The organism is Agrobacterium albertimagni AOL15 (genome assembly GCF_000300855.1).
Taxonomy (GTDB): domain Bacteria; phylum Pseudomonadota; class Alphaproteobacteria; order Rhizobiales; family Rhizobiaceae; genus Allorhizobium; species Allorhizobium albertimagni.
Map to the genome: position 1 here is coordinate 148,413 of NZ_ALJF01000003.1, position 18,702 is coordinate 167,114.

Annotated in this window: 15 protein-coding genes; 14 read left to right on the forward strand and 1 reads right to left on the reverse strand. The window is 61.6% G+C overall.

Going from position 1 to position 18,702, the window contains the following annotated elements; translation table 11 throughout:
• Window positions 1–40: 40 nt before the first annotated feature.
• On the reverse strand, window positions 41–1,003 hold the full coding sequence (ytfQ, locus tag QWE_RS03930) for a galactofuranose ABC transporter, galactofuranose-binding protein YtfQ (RefSeq protein ID WP_006724782.1): 963 nt from the start codon (window positions 1,001–1,003) through the stop codon (window positions 41–43).
• A gap of 362 nt (window positions 1,004–1,365) precedes the next feature.
• Between ytfQ and QWE_RS03935 the strand changes: the two genes are divergently transcribed.
• The 14 genes from QWE_RS03935 (at window position 1,366) to QWE_RS03995 (ending at window position 18,701) form a co-directional block, all read left to right on the forward strand.
• On the forward strand, window positions 1,366–2,091 hold the full coding sequence (locus tag QWE_RS03935; protein ID WP_006724783.1) for a ParA family protein: 726 nt from the start codon (window positions 1,366–1,368) through the stop codon (window positions 2,089–2,091).
• Between the two features lie 223 nt (window positions 2,092–2,314).
• Complete coding sequence (locus QWE_RS25200) at window positions 2,315–2,548, forward strand: hypothetical protein (protein ID WP_157790669.1); 234 nt, start codon at window positions 2,315–2,317, stop codon at window positions 2,546–2,548.
• A 185-nt stretch (window positions 2,549–2,733) separates the two neighbouring features.
• Window positions 2,734–3,378, forward strand: a complete 645-nt coding sequence (locus QWE_RS03940) for a response regulator transcription factor (RefSeq protein WP_006724784.1) — start codon at window positions 2,734–2,736, stop codon at window positions 3,376–3,378.
• A gap of 245 nt (window positions 3,379–3,623) precedes the next feature.
• Window positions 3,624–4,943: a nucleotide sugar dehydrogenase gene (locus QWE_RS03945; RefSeq protein WP_006724785.1), complete on the forward strand. Its 1,320-nt coding sequence runs from the start codon at window positions 3,624–3,626 to the stop codon at window positions 4,941–4,943.
• An 11-nt stretch (window positions 4,944–4,954) separates the two neighbouring features.
• Window positions 4,955–6,430 (forward strand): glycosyltransferase, encoded by a 1,476-nt coding sequence (locus QWE_RS03950; protein ID WP_006724787.1) that lies wholly within the window; start codon window positions 4,955–4,957, stop codon window positions 6,428–6,430.
• Window positions 6,431–6,449: 19 nt separating this feature from the next.
• Complete coding sequence (locus tag QWE_RS03955; RefSeq protein ID WP_006724788.1) at window positions 6,450–7,571, forward strand: hypothetical protein; 1,122 nt, start codon at window positions 6,450–6,452, stop codon at window positions 7,569–7,571.
• A 59-nt stretch (window positions 7,572–7,630) separates the two neighbouring features.
• Window positions 7,631–9,046, forward strand: a complete 1,416-nt coding sequence (locus QWE_RS03960; RefSeq protein WP_006724789.1) for a mannose-1-phosphate guanylyltransferase — start codon at window positions 7,631–7,633, stop codon at window positions 9,044–9,046.
• A 9-nt stretch (window positions 9,047–9,055) separates the two neighbouring features.
• The gene (locus tag QWE_RS03965; protein ID WP_006724790.1) at window positions 9,056–10,564 is read left to right on the forward strand and encodes a NosD domain-containing protein; all 1,509 of its coding nucleotides are present in this window, start codon (window positions 9,056–9,058) and stop codon (window positions 10,562–10,564) included.
• A gap of 2 nt (window positions 10,565–10,566) precedes the next feature.
• Complete coding sequence (locus QWE_RS03970; protein WP_006724791.1) at window positions 10,567–12,015, forward strand: MBOAT family O-acyltransferase; 1,449 nt, start codon at window positions 10,567–10,569, stop codon at window positions 12,013–12,015.
• Between the two features lie 13 nt (window positions 12,016–12,028).
• A complete protein-coding gene (locus QWE_RS03975) occupies window positions 12,029–13,156 on the forward strand; it encodes an alginate O-acetyltransferase (protein ID WP_006724792.1) in 1,128 nt (375 codons plus the stop codon).
• Window positions 13,149–13,928, forward strand: a complete 780-nt coding sequence (locus QWE_RS03980) for a hypothetical protein (RefSeq protein WP_006724793.1) — start codon at window positions 13,149–13,151, stop codon at window positions 13,926–13,928. The genes QWE_RS03975 and QWE_RS03980 overlap by 8 nt, the downstream gene beginning before the upstream one ends.
• On the forward strand, window positions 13,925–15,295 hold the full coding sequence (locus QWE_RS03985) for an alginate O-acetyltransferase AlgX-related protein (protein WP_006724794.1): 1,371 nt from the start codon (window positions 13,925–13,927) through the stop codon (window positions 15,293–15,295). The genes QWE_RS03980 and QWE_RS03985 overlap by 4 nt, the downstream gene beginning before the upstream one ends.
• Window positions 15,292–15,927 carry an alginate O-acetyltransferase AlgF gene (locus QWE_RS03990; protein WP_006724795.1) on the forward strand — a complete coding sequence of 212 codons (636 nt, stop codon included), beginning with the start codon at window positions 15,292–15,294 and terminating at the stop codon, window positions 15,925–15,927. The genes QWE_RS03985 and QWE_RS03990 overlap by 4 nt, the downstream gene beginning before the upstream one ends.
• Window positions 15,928–15,953: 26 nt before the next feature.
• Window positions 15,954–18,701, forward strand: a complete 2,748-nt coding sequence (locus tag QWE_RS03995) for a tetratricopeptide repeat protein (protein WP_100220840.1) — start codon at window positions 15,954–15,956, stop codon at window positions 18,699–18,701.
• The last annotated feature ends 1 nt before the right edge of the window (window position 18,702 follow it).

Below are 18,702 nucleotides of genomic sequence, written 5' to 3' on the forward strand. Positions count from 1 at the left end.
CGCCACCAGGAACTGGCGGGGTCGTGCCGGGAGGGTTACCTTAGTAACCGAGGCCCTTGCGGTTGTCATACTCGCCCTGCGGGTTGTCCGCAGGCGTGTAGAGCTTGGATTCCGTGATGATGAACTTCTCCGGCTGCTTGCCGTCCTTCAGGAATGCGTCGAGCGCATCGAAGGCAGGGCCTGCCATGTTCGGGGTCAGTTCCACGGTGGCATTGGCTTCGCCGGCAACCATGGCAGCGAAGATATCCGGAACGGCGTCGATCGAAACGACGAGGATGTCAGTGCCCGGCTTCAGGCCGGCATCCTTGATCGCCTGGATGGCGCCGACGGCCATGTCGTCATTGTGGGCATACATCGCGCAGATGTCCTTGCCGCCATTTTCGGCCTTCAGGAAGCCTTCCATGACTTCCTTGCCCTTGGCGCGGGTAAAGTCGCCGGTCTGGCTGCGAGCAATCGAGATGTTGGACTTGCCGGCGATCGCTTCTTCGAAGCCCTTCTTGCGGTTGATGGCAGGCGTCGAACCGACGGTGCCCTGCAGCTCGACCACCTTGCACGGCTTGTCGCCGACGGTGTTGACCAGCCATTCGCCGGCAACACGGCCTTCCTTCACCTGGTCGGAAGCGACCGAGGTCAGGTAAAGATCCTGCGGAGCGTCAACGCCGCGGTCGAGCAGGATGACCGGGATTTCGGCTTCCTTGGCTTCGGTCAGAACGTCTTCCCAGCCGGTTGCGACGACGGGAGCGACGAGAATGGCGTCAACGCCCTGGGCGATGAATCCGCGGATGGCCTTGATCTGGTTTTCCTGCTTCTGCTGGGCATCGGCGAACTTCAGTTCGATGCCGCGCTTTTCAGCTTCGAGCTTGGTGACGGAAGTTTCAGCAGCGCGCCAGCCCGATTCCGAACCGATCTGCGAGAAGCCGACGGTCAGGTCTGCAGCCATGGCAGACGAGCAGCCGAGTGCGATCACGCTTGCGCTGAGCGCAAGCTTGCGAAGAAATGTCATGATGTCCTCCCTTGAAAAGACACCGCCTCCACGGTGCCTGGCATTATGCATAGGCAAAGGTTCGAGACCTGTAAAGTCCAAAAGTACTATTATATGTTGTGCGCTGCAGCATAACCTTGAGCTACACTTCGCAGCCCCTCGTCAGGACATCGGGGGCCGAAAGGTTAACATGGTCGAAAAGCACTGGCCGAGTATAGGCGAAGCAGGAGAACGCGAAAGCCCTGAAATACAGGGGTTACAGCGCCGCCACCCCAATTTTCGTAATTTCCTGTTAACCAGTTTTCTTTATATTTCCCGATGCACGATGGCTGTGCCTCCGCATGAGCGATTCCGGCTCCCGCTATTCGAGACAGGAATACCCAATGGCAGTGATCACCTTCGCGAATACGAAGGGCGGCGCAGGAAAGACGACTGCGGCCCTTCTTCTGACCACCGAACTTCTCCACCGCAATTACCGAGTTTGCGTGATAGACGCCGACCCCCAGCGGTGGTTCTCCAAGTGGTACGAAGGCGCTGCATTGATGCCGAGGCTTTCCGTCGAGACCTATGTCTCCGCACCAACCATTCAAAAGATCGTCCACGAGCGCCGCAGCCAGTGGGATTTCGTCATCGTCGACCTTCCCGGCCTCCAGTCACCCCTGCTCGCGTCGGCCGTTGGGCTGTCGGATCACGTCATCGTTCCGATCCAGGGCTCGAGCATGGACGCTCAGGGTGGCGCCCAGGTGCTTGATCTCCTGCGCTACCTCGACCGCAAGGCGGGGATTCGCATTCCGCATTCCGTCGTCCTGTCCCGAGTCAATCCGGCCATTACGACCCGTTCGATGCAGGCGGTGAAGCGTCTGCTGTCGGCGCAGGATATCCGCGTCTTCGACACACCGATTGCCGAACGCGCCGCATTCCGGGAAATGTTCGACATGCATCGCCCGCTTCGAAAGCTCGACAATGCCCCGACCGCGGGCGGCGAAAAGGCAATCCTGAACGCACGGGCCTTCGCCGACGAGGTCCTGTCGCACGTCGATATTGGCAAGGCAGCAGCCCCTGCTTACGCTGCAAGACGTGATCTGCAGGCCCTGGAGACCGCGGCCTGAGGGGCGCTCTCACAACACAACCAACGGAAGCAGAAATTCTTGCGAGGCGCCGCGGCCAACAGCCCGGCGCCTCCTTCGTTTTCTGGTCATTTTGCGACAGCGATGTCGCTGCTGCAATTTTGCCCGATAACTTCTCTAGCCTTCGCCAAATCACGATTCCGTCAGGCGTCGTGAAAGGCAACAAGGAGATTGCGACGTAAGAGATGACGGAACAACGCGGGCGATGGGCGAAATCGCCACATTCCTGCCGGATTTCACAGTGGCTTTGAGCCCGGCCCAGGCGAAATTCTCATCTGTCATTCCTTATAAAGCAGCTATCGAAAGGACCGCTGGTGCGCCAAAAAGATACAATTTTTCGCAGCGCAAAATTGCATTGGTACCATCCGCAACCGATTTACAGCTCACTGAGAAGCCAACTAATGCACTGATTGAAATACGTATTTTTTCGCAAAAGTGACATGACATGCCAAAACCGGATTTTGCAGCCCAACAATTTGTCTAGAATTTTCGCGGCACTGCAACATCTTGACACCATGGACGTTCTCCCGGACCATTCCCGCACTTGGCTAGGTGGGTGAGACTTGTTCAACCGGTTGTGACCGAAGAAGGGTTTTGTGGCGTTGTCGAAAGATTGGAGCTGCAATGGATTACACTAGCAAGATCAGGGTGCTGGTTCTGGACGACAACCCGGTTCTCATCGACGGGCTGAACTTCCTCATCAACTCTACCCGCCAACTGCATGCGATTATCCTGCCGCAACGCAATCAAAAGCTGTGCGAAGCCATCGAAAAGCTCGAGCCCGACGTGATCGTGGCGGACCCGAACTTCCTGGACGGACTTCTCTCCGAATGCGGCCTGCAAATGCAGGACCTTCGCGTCAGAACCAAGCTGATCGCTTATTGTGATGCGCGAGAAACGCAGTCTGGAGAAACCTACATAAACCGTGGCTACAGTGGTGTGGTCACGAAGACGGTCGCCAGCCCACGCCTCCTGCGCGCGATCAAAAGCGTCCATGCCGGAGATGTCGTCATCGACGAAACAGTGCTTGCGCTGTCGGATCGACCGTCCAGACCCTGCGCAATCGACCAGCGGAAGCTGTCCATGAAGGAAGAGTTCGTCCTTCGCCATGTGGCACTCGGCAAAGCGATGAAAGAGATCGCAGCGGACATTCAGCTGAGCGCAAAGACGGTCGAGACATATAAGTATAGAGCAATAAAAAAGCTCGATCTTCGGACCAGGTCAGATATTGTAAATTACGCGATAAGCGTAGGCTGGCTGCAGCACTAGTATTTTCCACGCACATATTAGAAAAGCCGCGTCATTTTGATTGCGGCTTTTTTGCATTTTAATTTTCTGTTTATCATGAAATTCTGAAATTTACTTTTCAAAAGACGGGAAATTCCTGACAAACGTCGTATTTTCCTGACTTTGAACAGGGCAGCAATACTGCCAATTCTACAGCCGACATTAACGGAAGTTAACAATCGGCAAGCCCCAAGCTCGGGTTCTGCCGACCGGATAGAGGGCAGCAAATGGCTAAGATCAGCGTATTTGGGATCGGTTATGTCGGCGTCGTCGCCGCGGCATGCCTGGCAAAGGACGGCCATGAAGTGGTCGCGGTGGATATAGATCCTGCCAAGGTGGATACGATCAATCGCGGCAAGACCCCCATCGTCGAAAAGGGCCTTGAACCGCTGATCGAGATGACGGTGGCCAATGGCAGCCTGCGCGCCACACTCGATATCGGCGAGGCGATCGCCGCGACCGATCTGTCCTTTGTCTGCGTGGGCACACCGAGTGCGCCGGATGGTTCCGTCGGCCTGACCTACGTGGTCAAGGCCTGCGAAGCGATTGCTGCGGCGATCGCTCGCAAGAAAGCTTACCATTCTGTCGTCGTTCGTTCGACCATCGTGCCCGGCACCATGGACAAGGTCTGCATCCCCGCCCTGGAAGCCGCGTCCGGACTTATCGCTGGCAAGGATTTCGGCGTCGGTTACTACCCCGAGTTCCTGCGCGAAAGCACGGCCATCGAAGACTATTACGATCCGGGTCTGATCGTGTTCGGTGCGATCGATGAGACGACCGACAAGATCCTGCACGAGATCAATGCCGGTCTGCCCTGCGTCTGCCACTCGGTGCCGCTCGCGACCGCCGAGATGATCAAGTATACCAGCAACTCCTGGCGCGCCGTGAAGGTCACCTTCGCCAACGAAATCGGCAACATCGCCAAGGCCTGCGGCGTCGATGGACAGCAGGTGATGAAGATCCTGTGCTCGGATCTCAAGGTCAACATTTCCCCCTACTTCATGCGTCCGGGCTTCGCCTTCGGTGGCTCCTGCCTGCCCAAGGACGTACGTGCGCTCCGCCATCTGGCAAAGGAAGCGCATGTGGAAAGCGCCCTTCTTGACGCAGTCCTCGAAGCCAACGAGGCCCAGATCGACCGCGCCGAAACCATGGTTTCCCAAATGGGCGGCCAGACGATCGGGATGGTCGGCATCAGCTTCAAGACGGGCACCGACGACCTCCGCGAGAGCCCGCTGGCAAGCCTCGCCTCCCGTCTGATCGCCAAGGGCTATGACCTCAAGATCTACGATCCCTTCGTCCAGCAGGCCTATGCCGAGGGCATGAGCGGTGCAGGCCGCGGCAACGACACCTCGATCGATCTGAAAAACCGACTGGTCGGCGAACTCGACGATCTCATCGACTCCTCGGATGTCATCCTCGTCGGCAATCACTACGCCGAGGCCATGCAGGCACTCGACCAGTCGAGCGATAAGGTGCCGATGGTCGACCTCCTGCGCATCCGGCCGGACATCCGCTCGTCCGGCACCTACCAGGGCATCTGCTGGTAAGGAGCGCCGATATGCTGGCCCATGTCATCTATCTCTTGTCCATGACGATCCTGGCGCTCAGCGTGCCGCACCCGACCGTATCCGCGGTTTCCGGCACGCTGATCACCGTCGGACTGATTGGCGCCTGGCGTTATGCCTGGGCCGGGATCAACCTGGCGCGGGCCGCCTATTTCCTCAACTTCGCCTATCCTCGGCGGCGCCGTCAGGCCGCCGAGGCGTACACAGCCCGGGGTTTGAAGGATCATGCCTACTTCCTGGTCACGACCTACAAGATCGCCCCTGAGATCTCGACCCGCGTTTATCGCTCGATCTTCGAGGCCGCCTTCCGGGCAACCGGCGGCGCGACCATTGTCGCCTCCATCGTCGATGAGGCGGATGCGCGCCTCATCCGTCGGGTCATGGCATCGGTTGCCCTCCACCATCCCGGCCGCGAAGCGAGCGTCGGCCTGAAGATCGATAAAATCGAGGGTACCGGCAAGCGTGATGCACTCGCAACCTCGCTCCGCTCGATCGCCAGACTCAACCCCGGCCGCAACGACATCGTGGTCTTCGTCGATGGCGACAGCTGCGTACCGCATGACGTCGTTGACCGCAGCATTCCCTTCTTCACCGATCCGAGCATCGGTGCAGTCACCACCGACGAACTCAGCGACACCCAGGGCGGCCGCCTCTTCCGCGACTGGTTCGACCTCCGCTTCTCGCAGCGCCACGTCATGATGTCGTCGATGTCTTTGGGCGGACGTGTGCTCACCCTTACCGGCCGCATGTCGATCTTCCGAGCGAGCCTTGCGACCGATCCCGGCTTCGTCGACCTCGTCCGCAACGATTTCATCGACCACTGGCGTCTCGGCCGCGTCCACTTCCTGACCGGCGACGACAAGTCCACCTGGTTCTGGCTGCTGCAGCGCGGCTACAAGATGCTCTACCTGCCGGATCTCTGCACCCTGTCGATCGAGACCCAGCCCAAGGACGGCTTCTTCGAATCCGCCACGACGCTGATGACCCGCTGGTTCGGCAACATGCTGCGCACCAACGCTCGGGCGCTCGCCCTTCCCGCCTCGCGCATCGGCTATTTCACCTGGTGGTCGATCCTCGATCAGGCGCTGTCGATCTGGACGACGTTGGCCGGCCCCGCGAGCATCCTCTTGGCCGCTTTCTTCGTCAGCCCCTGGATCCTGCCGATCTACATCGCCTGGGTCATGTTCACCCGCTACCTGTTCTGCACGGTTATCATGGCCTTCCGCGGCGAGAGCTTCCCGATCACCTACCCCTTCCTGCTCTATTTCAGCCAGGTCGGCGGCGCGATCGTCAAGAGCTTCATCCTCTTCCGCCTCGATCGCCAGAGATGGACCCGTCAGTCGGGCTCCGGCTCAAACCGGACCATCCCACTTGGCCAGCGCTGGCGCGCGATGAGCTCCACCTACATGCACTGCCTTGCCCTCGGATGGCTCATCCTCGGCGTGGCCTATGTCGGCAACATCATCTAACCCGTTAAGGACCGTAACCATGGATATCGAAACGAAGGCCGTACGCGACACCGCTTCCAAGGGCTACGCCGGACAGGCAGAAAGCTTCCCGATCCTGCTCGACACGGGCACCGAACACCCGAAGACCAACATCCCCTTCGTCACCGTGATCGACGGTCGCCAGTTCACCGGCCGCAGCCTTTCGCTCGTTTCCGCCACAGTCTCCGGCCTTGCCGGTCCGGAACTCGAGGGCAGGGAGCGCATTGCCGTCCTGAGATTCGATTTCGATGGCTACACGATTTCCCTGCAGGTCGATGTCCGCATCAGCCGCACACATGCCGAGACCGGCGAGGTACGCCTCGATTTCCTCGAGCCGACCGGCGAACACCTGCCGACCCTGCGTTACCTCCTGAACAGCTATATCGCGGGTGACATCACCTCGGTGGACGGCATCATCAGCCTGCGAGAGAGGGCCGCAGTCAGCGGCAGCAAGAAGCAGCCGGGTCAGGCGAGCATCGGCAACATCGTCGGTCGCGGCCTCAAGATGGCGGCAACTGTTGCCTTCAGCCTTGCCCTTGCCGGGATCGCCGCCAACCTCGTCTACGAGCGCGTCTTCTCCAAGGAAGTGAAGCAGCTTGCGGTGCTGTCTGCCGGCGGCCAGCCCTTGCGTGCCATTGCCAGCGGCCAGATTTCCTATCTCGACCTAGGCGCGACCCGCGGCGAAGTGCTCTACACGCTTCAATCGGTTTCCGGCACGACGCTCAGCGTCAACATGCCCTGTGATTGCCGCATCCTGCCGACCCGCGCCGGTGAAGGCTCGACGGTCATGGCCGGCGACGCGATCGTCGAGGTTGTCGACGAAACGGCAACCCCGATCGTGCAGGCCGTCGTTTCCGCCGATCAGGCCAAGCAACTCGTCTCCGGTGACATCGCCGAACTGCGTTTCTCGGATGGCAAGGTCGCCTTCGGCAGCCTCGCCCAGAATGCCGAAGCCCTGACGGCGGTAGGCAACGAAGGCGAGATGCGTGCCTTGATCGAGCCGAATACCGAACTCGGCAGCGAAGCCATCGGCTCCCCCGTCTCCGTCCGCATCATCAGCCAGCGCATCTTCACGCTCCGCCAGAAGCTTGGCCAGTGGTTCAGCGAAGGAGCGGCAAGCTGAGTACCCCGTCCAGGCAGACTATCCCGCGCAATCACTCCAACGGATTCACAGGAGCAGCCATGCAAGACGTTCACCCCCTTATCCTCTGCGGAGGAATCGGCACTCGCCTCTGGCCTCTGTCGCGCACGGAACATCCCAAGCAGTTCCAACGCATCGACGGCAATTCGGAGACCACCTTCTTCCACGCGACCGTGGAACGCCATCGCGCGCCGGGCTTCGCCGACCCGATCGTTGCCGTCAGCAGCGCCCATGTCGCAACCGTGCTACGCCAGTTGAGCGACCTCAAGTGCCCGGCCCGCGTTCTCGCCGAGCCGATCTCGCGCAACACCGGTCCGGCCGTCCTCGCAGCCGCCCTGACACTTGCGAAGACCGATCCGGCGTCGCTGATCTGCGTTATCCCCTCCGACCACATCGTCAAGGGAGACCTGCCAGCCAACGTGCTCGCCGCCCGCAGGGCCGCCGAACAGGGCCACATCGTCCTCTTCGGTGTTCCGCCGGAATACCCGGAGACCGGCTATGGCTACATCGTCGACGGCGGCGCCCTCGAGGATCTCACCTGCGCCCGAAAGGTGTCGAGCTTCATCGAAAAGCCGCCGGTGGAAGTGGCAACGGCCCTCATCGACGCCGGCGGCGCTTACTGGGCCTCGGGCTTGAGCCTCTTCCGCGCCGACGTCCTGATCGAAGAGTTCAAACGCCTCGATCCAACGACCTTCGAGGCCGTGAAGAACGCGCTCGATCATGGCTTCGAGACCGAGCACGCATTCTATCTCAATGCCGAGGCTCTGCAGCCGGCCGCCAATCTGCCGACCGAGTCCATCGTCTTCGAACATTCGCCCCGCACCGTGATCGCTCCCCTCCTCGTGGCATGGAGCGATGCCGGAGCCTGGAATGCCCTGCACCACATCGCCGAGAAGGACGAGGACGGCAACGTCCTGAGCGGCGACGTCATCAGCATCGACACCCGCAACTCCTATGTCCGTGCATCGAGCAAGCTGGTTGCCGTTGTCGGTATGGACGATGTGGTCGTGGTCGACACCGACGATGCCCTGCTCATCACGACGCGGGATCAGGCCCAGCAGGTCAAGCAGATCGTCAAGAAGCTCGAAAGCATCAAGCGCCGCGAACTCGCCCAGCACATGCGCAACCAGATGGCCTGGGGTGAGGTCCGCCGTGTCCAGTCGGGCCCGGGCTACGAGCTGCGAATGATGACGCTGCGCCCCGGCACCATGCTGCCGATCGCAGAAGATGCCTCGTCACACCGCATGGTGACGGTCACGACAGGATCGGGGCTTTTGAAGACCGGTGCGGTCACCCGGCCGCTGCGCATGGGTGACAATTTCGAGGTGCCAGCCGGCGAGGCGGCGTCGATCTATTGCGGCCCCGAAACCGAAATGCAGCTGGTCGAAGTCGTCTGCGAAGTCGCTGTCGCCACATCCGTCGATGCGGTGGCCACCCTGCAACTCGTGCACAGCTGAGGAATGGCAATGCGCAAGGGGCTCTCTCTTCTTCTGACACTCTTGATGACGTCGACCGCTCCCGGCCTGCGCGCCGAGAGCATCAGCCACGCTGACGTGGCCGGACTGACCCGGACAGTTTCGGAGATCAGAGGACAGCTTCGCGACCCCGCCTCCCGAAAGGACGACGTGCGCGCGCTCCTCTCCGGTCGCTTGGCCGAGGTTCGGCAGGACGGCGCTGAACCCCCCCTCGCCCTCGACCGCCTCGCGACCGCCGGCAAGCTGCATACGGTGCCCATCGACTTCATGCTGGCCCAGCTGCGCTTGCAGACGGCAAGGCATTTCAATGTCGAGATCGAAAAGGCGCTGGCCAACCGCGCGGCACCGGCGCTCTTCATCCGCGGCGGCTCAATGACGCTCGACCAGTTGCTGGCCGAAGCAGCAAACAGTCATCCCGGCGCTTTGCAGCAGAAGGGAGAGAAAGTCGTCTCCCATTGGCCGATCGTCATCTGGTCCGATTCCGCGCTTGTGATTGCCCCCGGGCAGTCTCTCGAGCTGTCGACGGAGGATGGTGCCTTCATCCTGAATTCGGGGCTTCTGACCGTGGACGGCGGCGAACTCGCCGCTTCGGACGGCACCAACCCGGCTCTCAACGCCTTCCGTCCCTTCGTGGCGACCGCGATGACCGGCGCTGTGCAGGCCCGGCGAGCCCACTTCAAAAACCTCGGCTTTGGGGATTCCGGCGCAACCAGCGGCCTCTCCGTGCTCGGCGCCGCCCTCTTCCCCTCCAAGATTGCCTCCTATCTGACGGATAGCAGCTTCGAGAACATGTCGGGCATCAGCCTCGAAAACACCCATCGGGTGGTCGTTTCGAACAATCACTTTTCCGGCGGAACAGGCCCGGCCATCGCATTGAAAGGCGTCACCGGGGCACAAATCCGGGACAACGTGATCACCGGCACCACCGAGGCCCAGGCGATCGATGTGCAGAACACCAGTTCTTCGATCGACGTTACCGGCAACATCCTGATCGGCAATCGCGGCAGCGGCATTTTCGTCGCCAACGATGCGCGCGACATTGCGATCACCGGCAATCTTCTGTCGGGCAATGGACGCGGCGGTGTCTCCGTCGTTCGAAGCGCCTGCGTGACGATCGCCGACAACATCGTGCTGTCGAACAGTCAGGTCGGGATCAAGCTGCGCGCCAGCCACGCGTTGACCCTGTCGCGCAATGATCTCGTCGCCAATGCCGGCGCGGGTGTCTCGATCATCGACCAGGATGAGAATGCCCGCGTCGTCGTCGACGGCAATGTCTTTTCTGGCAACAAGTCCGGCATTCATGGCGGCGCGGCGAGCGAAGTGGCGCTGACGGCCAATGATTTTGGCGGCCAGTCGCCGATCCTGCTCGACGGCGAATTCGCCCCCTATGTGCCGCATCTCCTGCGGGCAGCCGCAGGCCCCGACTCGGACAGTCGCGCCCTCACCATTCACGCCAACACGCCATCCGCCGATCCGGTGGACTGCAAGACCGGGAGCTGACAATGGTTTTCTCGTCAGAGACTTTCCTGTTTCTCTTTTTGCCACTGTTCCTGGCCGCCTATTACCTGACCCCGGACCGGTTCAAGTCCTGGACCATTCTGATCGGGTCCTACCTCTTTTACTGCTGGTGGCGACCGGACTTCCTCTTGCTCTTCGTCGGCGTGACGGCCTGGGCCTATGGCTGTGGCCTGATGATCGAGCGGTGGGAAGGCCAGGTCAAGGCGAAGATCCCCCTCATTCTCGGTGTCGTGGGCTGCCTTTCGGTTCTGGGCGTCTTCAAATACCTGAACTTCTTCGTCGACAGCTTTGCCGCCCTGCTCGGCACGACGCCTGATGAGCTCGGAATCCATTGGCGCCTGATCCTGCCGATCGGCATTTCCTTCTACGTCTTCCAGGCCGTCGGTTATGTCATCGACGTCTACCGCAAGGACACGCCGGCAACCCGCAACTTCGTCGATTTTGCCGCCTTCATTGCGCTCTTCCCCCAGTTGATCGCTGGCCCCATCCTGCGTTTCAAGGATCTGGCTGACCAATTCCATTCCCGCACCCATAGCCTTGCTCTCTTTTCGACCGGTCTCGGTGTCTTCACGATCGGTCTCGCGAAGAAGGTCCTCCTCGCCGACTCGATCGCCCCTGTTGCAGACGCAGCCTTCGCATCAGGCAACGTCACCTTCGTCGAGGGCTGGCTCGGCGCCGCCGCCTACACGCTGCAGCTTTATTTCGACTTCTCCGGTTATTCCGACATGGCCATCGGCCTTGGCCTGATGATGGGCTTCAAGTTTATCCGCAACTTCGACACGCCCTATGTCAGCGCCTCGATCACCGAGTTCTGGCAGCGCTGGCACATCAGCCTCTCGACCTGGCTGCGCGACTATCTCTACATCCCGCTCGGCGGCAATCGCATGGGTCCGCTGCGCACCTACCTGAACCTCTTCCTGGTCATGCTGCTCGGCGGCCTCTGGCACGGCGCCGCCTGGACCTTCGTCCTCTGGGGGGCCTGGCACGGCGGCTGGTTGGCAGTCGAGCGTTACACGGGATACGCCCGTGCAGGGCTCAACAAAGCCTTCACCGTCCCGGCAACTCTCCTGCTCGTCGTCATCGGCTGGGTCATGTTCCGCGCCGCAAGCGTTGGCGAAGCCTTCTCGGTCTATGCCGGCATGCTCGGACTGAACGGCATGGCGCCGAGCCTGGAATTCCTAGCAAGCGTCAACCAGGAGCACCTCGTCTTCATCATGATTGCCGTCGTGGCCGTGGTGATGGAGCCCCGCTTCAAGCACCTGACCGATCCGGACCGCGTGCCGCTTATCGGGACACCGCAGGTGGCGGCCGATGGCACGGTGATTGCAACGTCGTCGATCGCCTATCCGCTCGCAATGACCGCTCTCCTGGCGGTGACGATCGCACGCCTCGCCGAGCAGTCGGCCTCACCATTCCTCTATTTCCAGTTCTGACAGGAGCAAGACCATGCCAAGTCTGCGCCAGTACACAGCGACACTGCTTCTGCCCTCCGCCTTCTTCGGCTACGCGCTCTATGCGAATTCGGCCCTGCTGACGAATGCGGCCTCCCCGGCAGCCCAGGCTTCGGAGGCGAGGAACCTCTCGCTTTCCTACGTCATGGACGGCGAGGCGACACGCGATCTCGATACGCTCTACAAGAATGAACTTCCCCATCGCGCAGCCTCTGTCGGTCTGTTCGGCAACGCGCGCTACGCGCTTCTCGGAGCGGGCCGAAAGGGCGTCATCGTCGGTGACGACGGATGGTTCTTCACCGCAGAAGAATTCAAGACCGTCTCGCCCAGCGACATTGACGACGCCGTCCAGCGGATCGTGGAAGTCAAGCGAGAGCTTGAAGCCCGAGGCATCCAGTTGGTGCTCGCACCGCTGCCGGCAAAGTCCGACCTTTATGCCGAAGACGTGCCCTCCCTCGTCCGCAGCGCCGCCATGGCTGACGCCTATCGCGACTTTTCGACTGCTCTTCAGAAACAGGGGATCATCGTCGCGGACACCCGCGCCACGATGCTGACGGCAAAACCATTCGGCGACGTATTCCTGAAGTCGGACACGCATTGGTCGCCGGCCGGCGCCAATGCCGCAGCAGAGGCCGTCCAGTCAAGCCTTCAGCTGAGCGGCGTAGATCTTGCCCCGCAGGATCTGACCGCGCAGTGGCAGACCCCGGTGACCCTGTGGGGAGATCTGACCAAGTTCGTCACCTCTCCAGACTATGCACCGACGGTCGGCCTGGCGGAGGAAAGCGTGCCGATCTACCGGACGCGGGTCAGTGAGGCGGCAAGCGGCGCCGACATCTTCGGCGACGATTCCTCCGTCCCGGTCATGCTCGTCGGCACCAGCTACAGCGCCAACGAGAACTGGTCATTCGCCGATTTCCTCCGCCAATCGCTGCAAGCCGATGTCGTGAACGTGGCGAAGGAAGGCCTCGGACCCGGCGTCCCAATGATGGACCTGCTTGCCGGTTCCACGCTCGACGAGACCGACCCGACCGTCGTCGTCTGGGAGTTCCCGGTCCGCTATCTCGGCACCAAGACACTCTGGCAGCGTGACGGTGAGACGAAGACGGAGGGCGGCAATGTCTGATCGTCTCGCCCGCCTGCTCTGCTCGGCGCTTGTGGGATTACCTCTGATGGCGGCCTCGCCCGCCCATGCGGTCAAGCCCCTCTTTCCACGCAACCCGCCCGAAGCCACCGAACCTGCCAAACCGGTGAAGCGCAAGACGATGGGGCCTGCTTCGCACCTGCCGCTCGCCTTGCAGGAGGCGCGCAAGCGGCTGCTGGCCGGCAAGCGGGTTTCCTATCGGGAGCTTCAGGCGCTCGCTGATGCCAAGGACGGGATCGGCGCCTTCAAGCTGGCCGAGCGGATCCAGAAACAGGGCGATCCGAAGCTCGCGACCGACGCGCTGCACTATTTCGCCATCGCCGCCTATCACGACCGCGGCTACGCGGTGCGGCACATGATGGAAATTCTCGGCAACGACAGCCTGGAGCTCGCGCCTTCCCATCTTGAAAGCGCGGAAGCAGCCCTTCGGCGGGAGGCACGCAAAGGAAACGACCAGGCGGTCGAGGGTCTCATCCGGCTCTACAGCGAGGGCCGGCGGTTCGGCGACAAGCGCGACGAACTGGAATCCCTGCTCGCCTCCGGCAAGGGCAAGAAGAGCGGCGACACCGCGTTCAAGCTTGCCGTGCTTCTCCTCTCCGATCGCGACCGCACGCCTGAAAAGACCGAGCAAGCCAGCCGATTTCTGACGATCGCCAAGGAGAACGGCAGCATCGGGATGAAGGCAGCGGCCAGCAACCTTCTGGCCCAGCTTGAGACGAAGTCCAGTGAAACAAACATGGAGGTTATGCCATGATCCGCGTTCGCAAGACACGCATACTCGCCGGCACCGCCGTTGCGGCCGTCATCGTGGCGACCGGCCATCACGCCCACGCCGAAATGCCGGACGGCGATGCCGCCTCCGCCTACGGATGCCGCAGCCTGGAGGAAATCGCCGAGCTCCAGATGATCGAGGGTCAGGATGGAATGTTCTTCCGTATCCTCGCCGACCTGCGCCTGCAGCACGCTTTCACCGATCAGACGGTCGATCATCTTGCCGCCATGGCGAAAGCTCTGGAGAAGAATGGCACGACCCTGATCTATGTGCCGCTTCCCACCAAGTCGCAGGTTCTTCCGGAGCTCGTGCCGGAGCGCGCCTCCCTCTATGGCTTCGATGCCGGGATCGCCACGGAAATCTACGACGACGTCGTTCGCCGCCTGAACGACAAGGGCGTCGCTGCCGTCGACATCGCCACGCCGATGCGGAAGAACAACCGCAATAGTTTCGGCGAGTATTCCTTCTTCCAGGCAGACTTCCACTGGACGGCCCACGGCGCAGACGTCGCAGCCAAGGCGATCGGCGATCGGCTGAGGGCATTGCCGGCCTATGCTGACGTGACCCCGGTCCGCTTCGACATGCGGGAAGTGCCACCGCCGGAGGAATTCTCGAGCATGCGCGAAATGCTGCAGAAGCACTGCATCTCGCATGTGCCGACCGTGACGGCCCACACCTATGAGGCCGTGCGCGTCGAGGATGACGCAGCCGAGTCAGGCGCCATGGACATCTTCGGCAGCGGTGATGAGACCACCATTGCCCTGATCGGCACCAGTTACTCCGACAAGCCGATCAGCAATTTCTCGGGCTATCTGGAGCACTGGAGCAGCATCCCGGTCGAAAACTACTCGATCTCGGGCGGCAACCAGTTCGGTTCGATCCTCTCCTATATCACCTCCCGCGAATTCCAGGAGCGCCGCCCTCGCTTCCTGATTTGGGAAAACCCGATCTACAACAATCTCGGCCAGTATGGCGCAGCCCCCTGGGCGGAAATCGTCGCCGCATCGCTCGGCGAATGCAGCCCCGCCATTCCCGCAAATGCCAGCGGCAACAACGCGGTCGAAGCCGATCTTTCGACGACGAAGCTCAGCGATGACGATGTCATCCTTGCCGATATCGGCAGTGACGTCAGCCGCAAGGCCACCTTCACCCTGACCGGCGCCGACGGCACCGTGCGCACCCGCTCGATCGAACGCGGTGACCGCCTGCGCTCCACCGGCCGCTATTTCTTTTCGCTCGGCGGCTTCCCCGAAGGTTCGATCGAGAAAGTGGCCGTCAGCTTCGACGCCCCGGTCGACGACACCACCACCCTATCCATCTGCAAGACCAAAACTGGAGAACAGTCATGATGACCAAGGTCCCCACACGCTTCGCCCTCGTAACATTTGCGGCCACCCTTGCCCTGTCGGCAGCGGCTTTCGCCGACGACGGCGGGCTCTATGAAAAGCCGCTCGATCCCAACTCCGCTTTCGTCCGGGTGATTGCACCGGGTGCAACGACAGCATCCGTGCAGAACAGCGCCTTCAACCAGCTTGAAGAGGGTGTCTCGCCCTATGTGGCTGTCGCGCCCGGAGACATTCCTGTCTCCTCCAGCTTCGGCGAAGGCAGCGTCAAGGCGAGCGCCGGCAAGTTCTATTCCGTCGTCGTCACCAAGGCGGGCGCGACAACCGTCGTCGACGACATGACCAAGAACCCGTCCAAGGCGACGCTTTCCCTCTACAACCTCACCGAAAAGGCCGCGATCGACCTCTTCGTGCCCCAGGCAGGCGCTGAAGCCGTCTCGGACGTCGACAGCGGCGGCTCGAAATCCGTGGCGCTCAGAGCACCGCTTGCCGTCGATCTGGTCGTTCGCGAAGGCGACAAGGATCTCGCCAAGCTCGACAAGGTCGAATTCAAGCGCCTCGCCGGTGTGACCATCGTAGTCACCGGCGAAGGCGATCAGGTCGACGCAGTCGCCGTTCCCAGCACCATTGCCCGATAATTGAAGACAGGTTCCGGAGGTTTATCATGACGATTGCAAGAATGGCGAAGTCGCTGCTGATGGCAGGCGTGATGACGATGGCCGCCGGAACCCCGGGGCGCTCGGCCGCCATCGGCGTCCGGTTCGCACCACCGGATGTCGAACTGCCGAAGCAGGCGGTCTGCGCACCGCGCGTCCGAGACGAAGACATGATCGCCGAATGGACGGCTTGGGATCAGAAGGCCCTGCCCAAACGAGCGACCTTCGCGATCACCCGCGACATGAACCGCATGCGCGATCTCGATGCGCGCAGGTTCGAACCGATCATCACCCGAATCCAGGCGCTGATGCCGACGGTCAAGAAGAATTACGACGAAACCGACGCTCTGTTCGATCGTGTCAAACTGATGCTGGCCAAGGGCGAAGGCGACAAGGTGCGCGACGAGGGCCTGGTGCAGAAGCTCATCGACGCCGGCTCCCATCCGGCAGGCTCGCTCAACACACTCGCCGACTATTTGATCGAGGGCCGCGGCATCGCCCAGGACAAGCAGGCCGGTCTGAAGATGAAGGTCCAGTCGGCCTATGGCGGCAATGCCGATGCGATCCTCGATCTCGCCCTCATGACCGACGAGGGCCAGACCGTGGACGGTTGGGACATCGAACCCGAACTCGCCGTCAACATGGCCTTCGGCTCGCTGGTCGGCGTTCTCGACGAAGGCATTTGCGACCGCATCAGCCGCGTGGCCCGTGAATATGACGATGGCGAAGTGGTGGTGAAGGACCCGCAGCTGAGCATGGCCTGGTATCGTTTCGCCGCTGACCTCGGCGACACGGCCGCAGCCTGGGAAGTCGCGGAACTGAACCTGCTCAGCGAGAAGATCGTCAAGGATAACGAGGTTCTGCTCAAATATCTGAAGAAGGCAGCCGACGGCGGCAACATGTCCGCGATCCTCGAGATGGGCCGCCTCTATGCCGAGGGCGCCCTCCTGCCGCGCGATAGAAAGAAGGCCTTCGACTATTTCAAGCAGGCGGAAGCCGCCGGAAACCAGGCCGGCATCATCAAGCAGGCGCAACTGCTCGAGCAGACCAAGGACCGGTCACCGGAAGATGCGGCTGCCTATGAAGATCTCCTGCGCCAACTGATCGCCCGCAACGACCCGCCGCCATGGGCCTATACCCGCCTCGCGCGTGTCATCCAGGCGCGTGACGGCATCTGGAAATCGGCAGCGGAGGTCAAACCGCTCCTGGAAGAGGCCGTCAAGCGCGGCGACATCGAGGGGGGCATCGACCTGGCAGAGCTTCTCATGAGGGAAGACCTGTCGCCCAGAACAATCGCTCGATCGACCGACCTCTTGTCCGGCGCGATCCACATCAACGGCGAAATCAATGCAATTGCCAAGCTGCAGCGCGTCTATCTCTGCATGGATCCGGCAGGCCCCGACATCGAGGCATCCAGATACTGGTCAAACATCGAGGCAGGCGCTGGCAACAAGACCCTCAACCTGGCACCCGAACAGATCGACAAGCTGCCGGAACTGAAAGATCCGATGGTCATTGCGGCCATCCAGACCCAGGCACTTTATGGCCGAGCCAGCGCGCTCGCGCTTTACCAGCGCTACCTGAAGGGCGCGGGCTACTCCGACCAGGTGCTCAAGTTCTGGGCGGAGCGCGCGGAAGTGCGCCGCGGTGCCACCGTCGAAGCGGCACTCCTCGAATTCAAGCAGAACCTGGAGAAAGGCCGCATCAACGATGCCAAGCGCAGCATCCAGATGACCGGCGAAGGCATGACCGTTGATGCCGGCCTGAGCTTTGCTCGCTTCCTCGTCAACAATTACGCGACCGATCCCGAAAGCGTCGCCCTTGCCAGGGAGATCCTGACGCCGCTCGCGGAGACCGGTTCGGGCCGGGCCGTCGGGCTGCTGAAGGACCTGGAGGGCTCCAACGCCGAGACCAGTTCCTCGCCACTCCAGCGTTTTGGTGACGTGATGCGCGATCGCGGCGACATGTCGGCGCAACTGCTGCTGGCCGAAAACGCGACCTCGGAAGAGGACCAGGCACGCCTGTATCACCAGGCGATCAGCACGCAGCGCTGCGACTACGACGACACGATGGCTCTGGCCGAATTCTCCATCCGGCATCAGCGCCAGGATGCCGAGCGTTGGCTGTCGATCGCAAGCCACATTGCGGGTGACGACGCCTGGCGCAAGGTCAAGATCGCCGATGTCTACATGGCGCTCAACCAGCCGAAGACCCAGGAACGGGCGCTTGAACTCTATCAGGAAGCGCGTCTCGGCGGCGAGCCGGCCGCCTTCTATCGCCTCGTCAAATACTATGCCGACGACGCGACCGAGAGCTACGACCCACAGAAGGCAAGCGACATCTTCGTGGACCTCGTGGAGAGCTCGGACATCAAGGACGTGCCCGAAAAACTCCTCATGCTTGCCAACATGAAGCCGGATATCCGGCGTCAGGTGTCGCAGCGCATCGACGTGCGCGGTCTCTATGAGGAGGCGGCTGAAAACGGCCAGCCCGTGGCCATGCGCGAAGTGGCAAAACTACTGCGCAGCGATGCGAAGGACAGCAAGTCCATTCTCGCCGCCTTCAATTGGCTGAAGAAGGCGGCAGAGGCCGGCGATGCGGAGGCCATGTTCCTCCTGTCGCAATCCTACGCCTACGGGCTGGGCACGCGCCCGGCTCTCGACGACGCACAAGCCTGGATGGCACGCGCGGCGGAAGCCGGGCATCCCGCAGCTACCCAGGTCCTGAAGCTCAACAACGCAGGAACGGAGGGCTGAC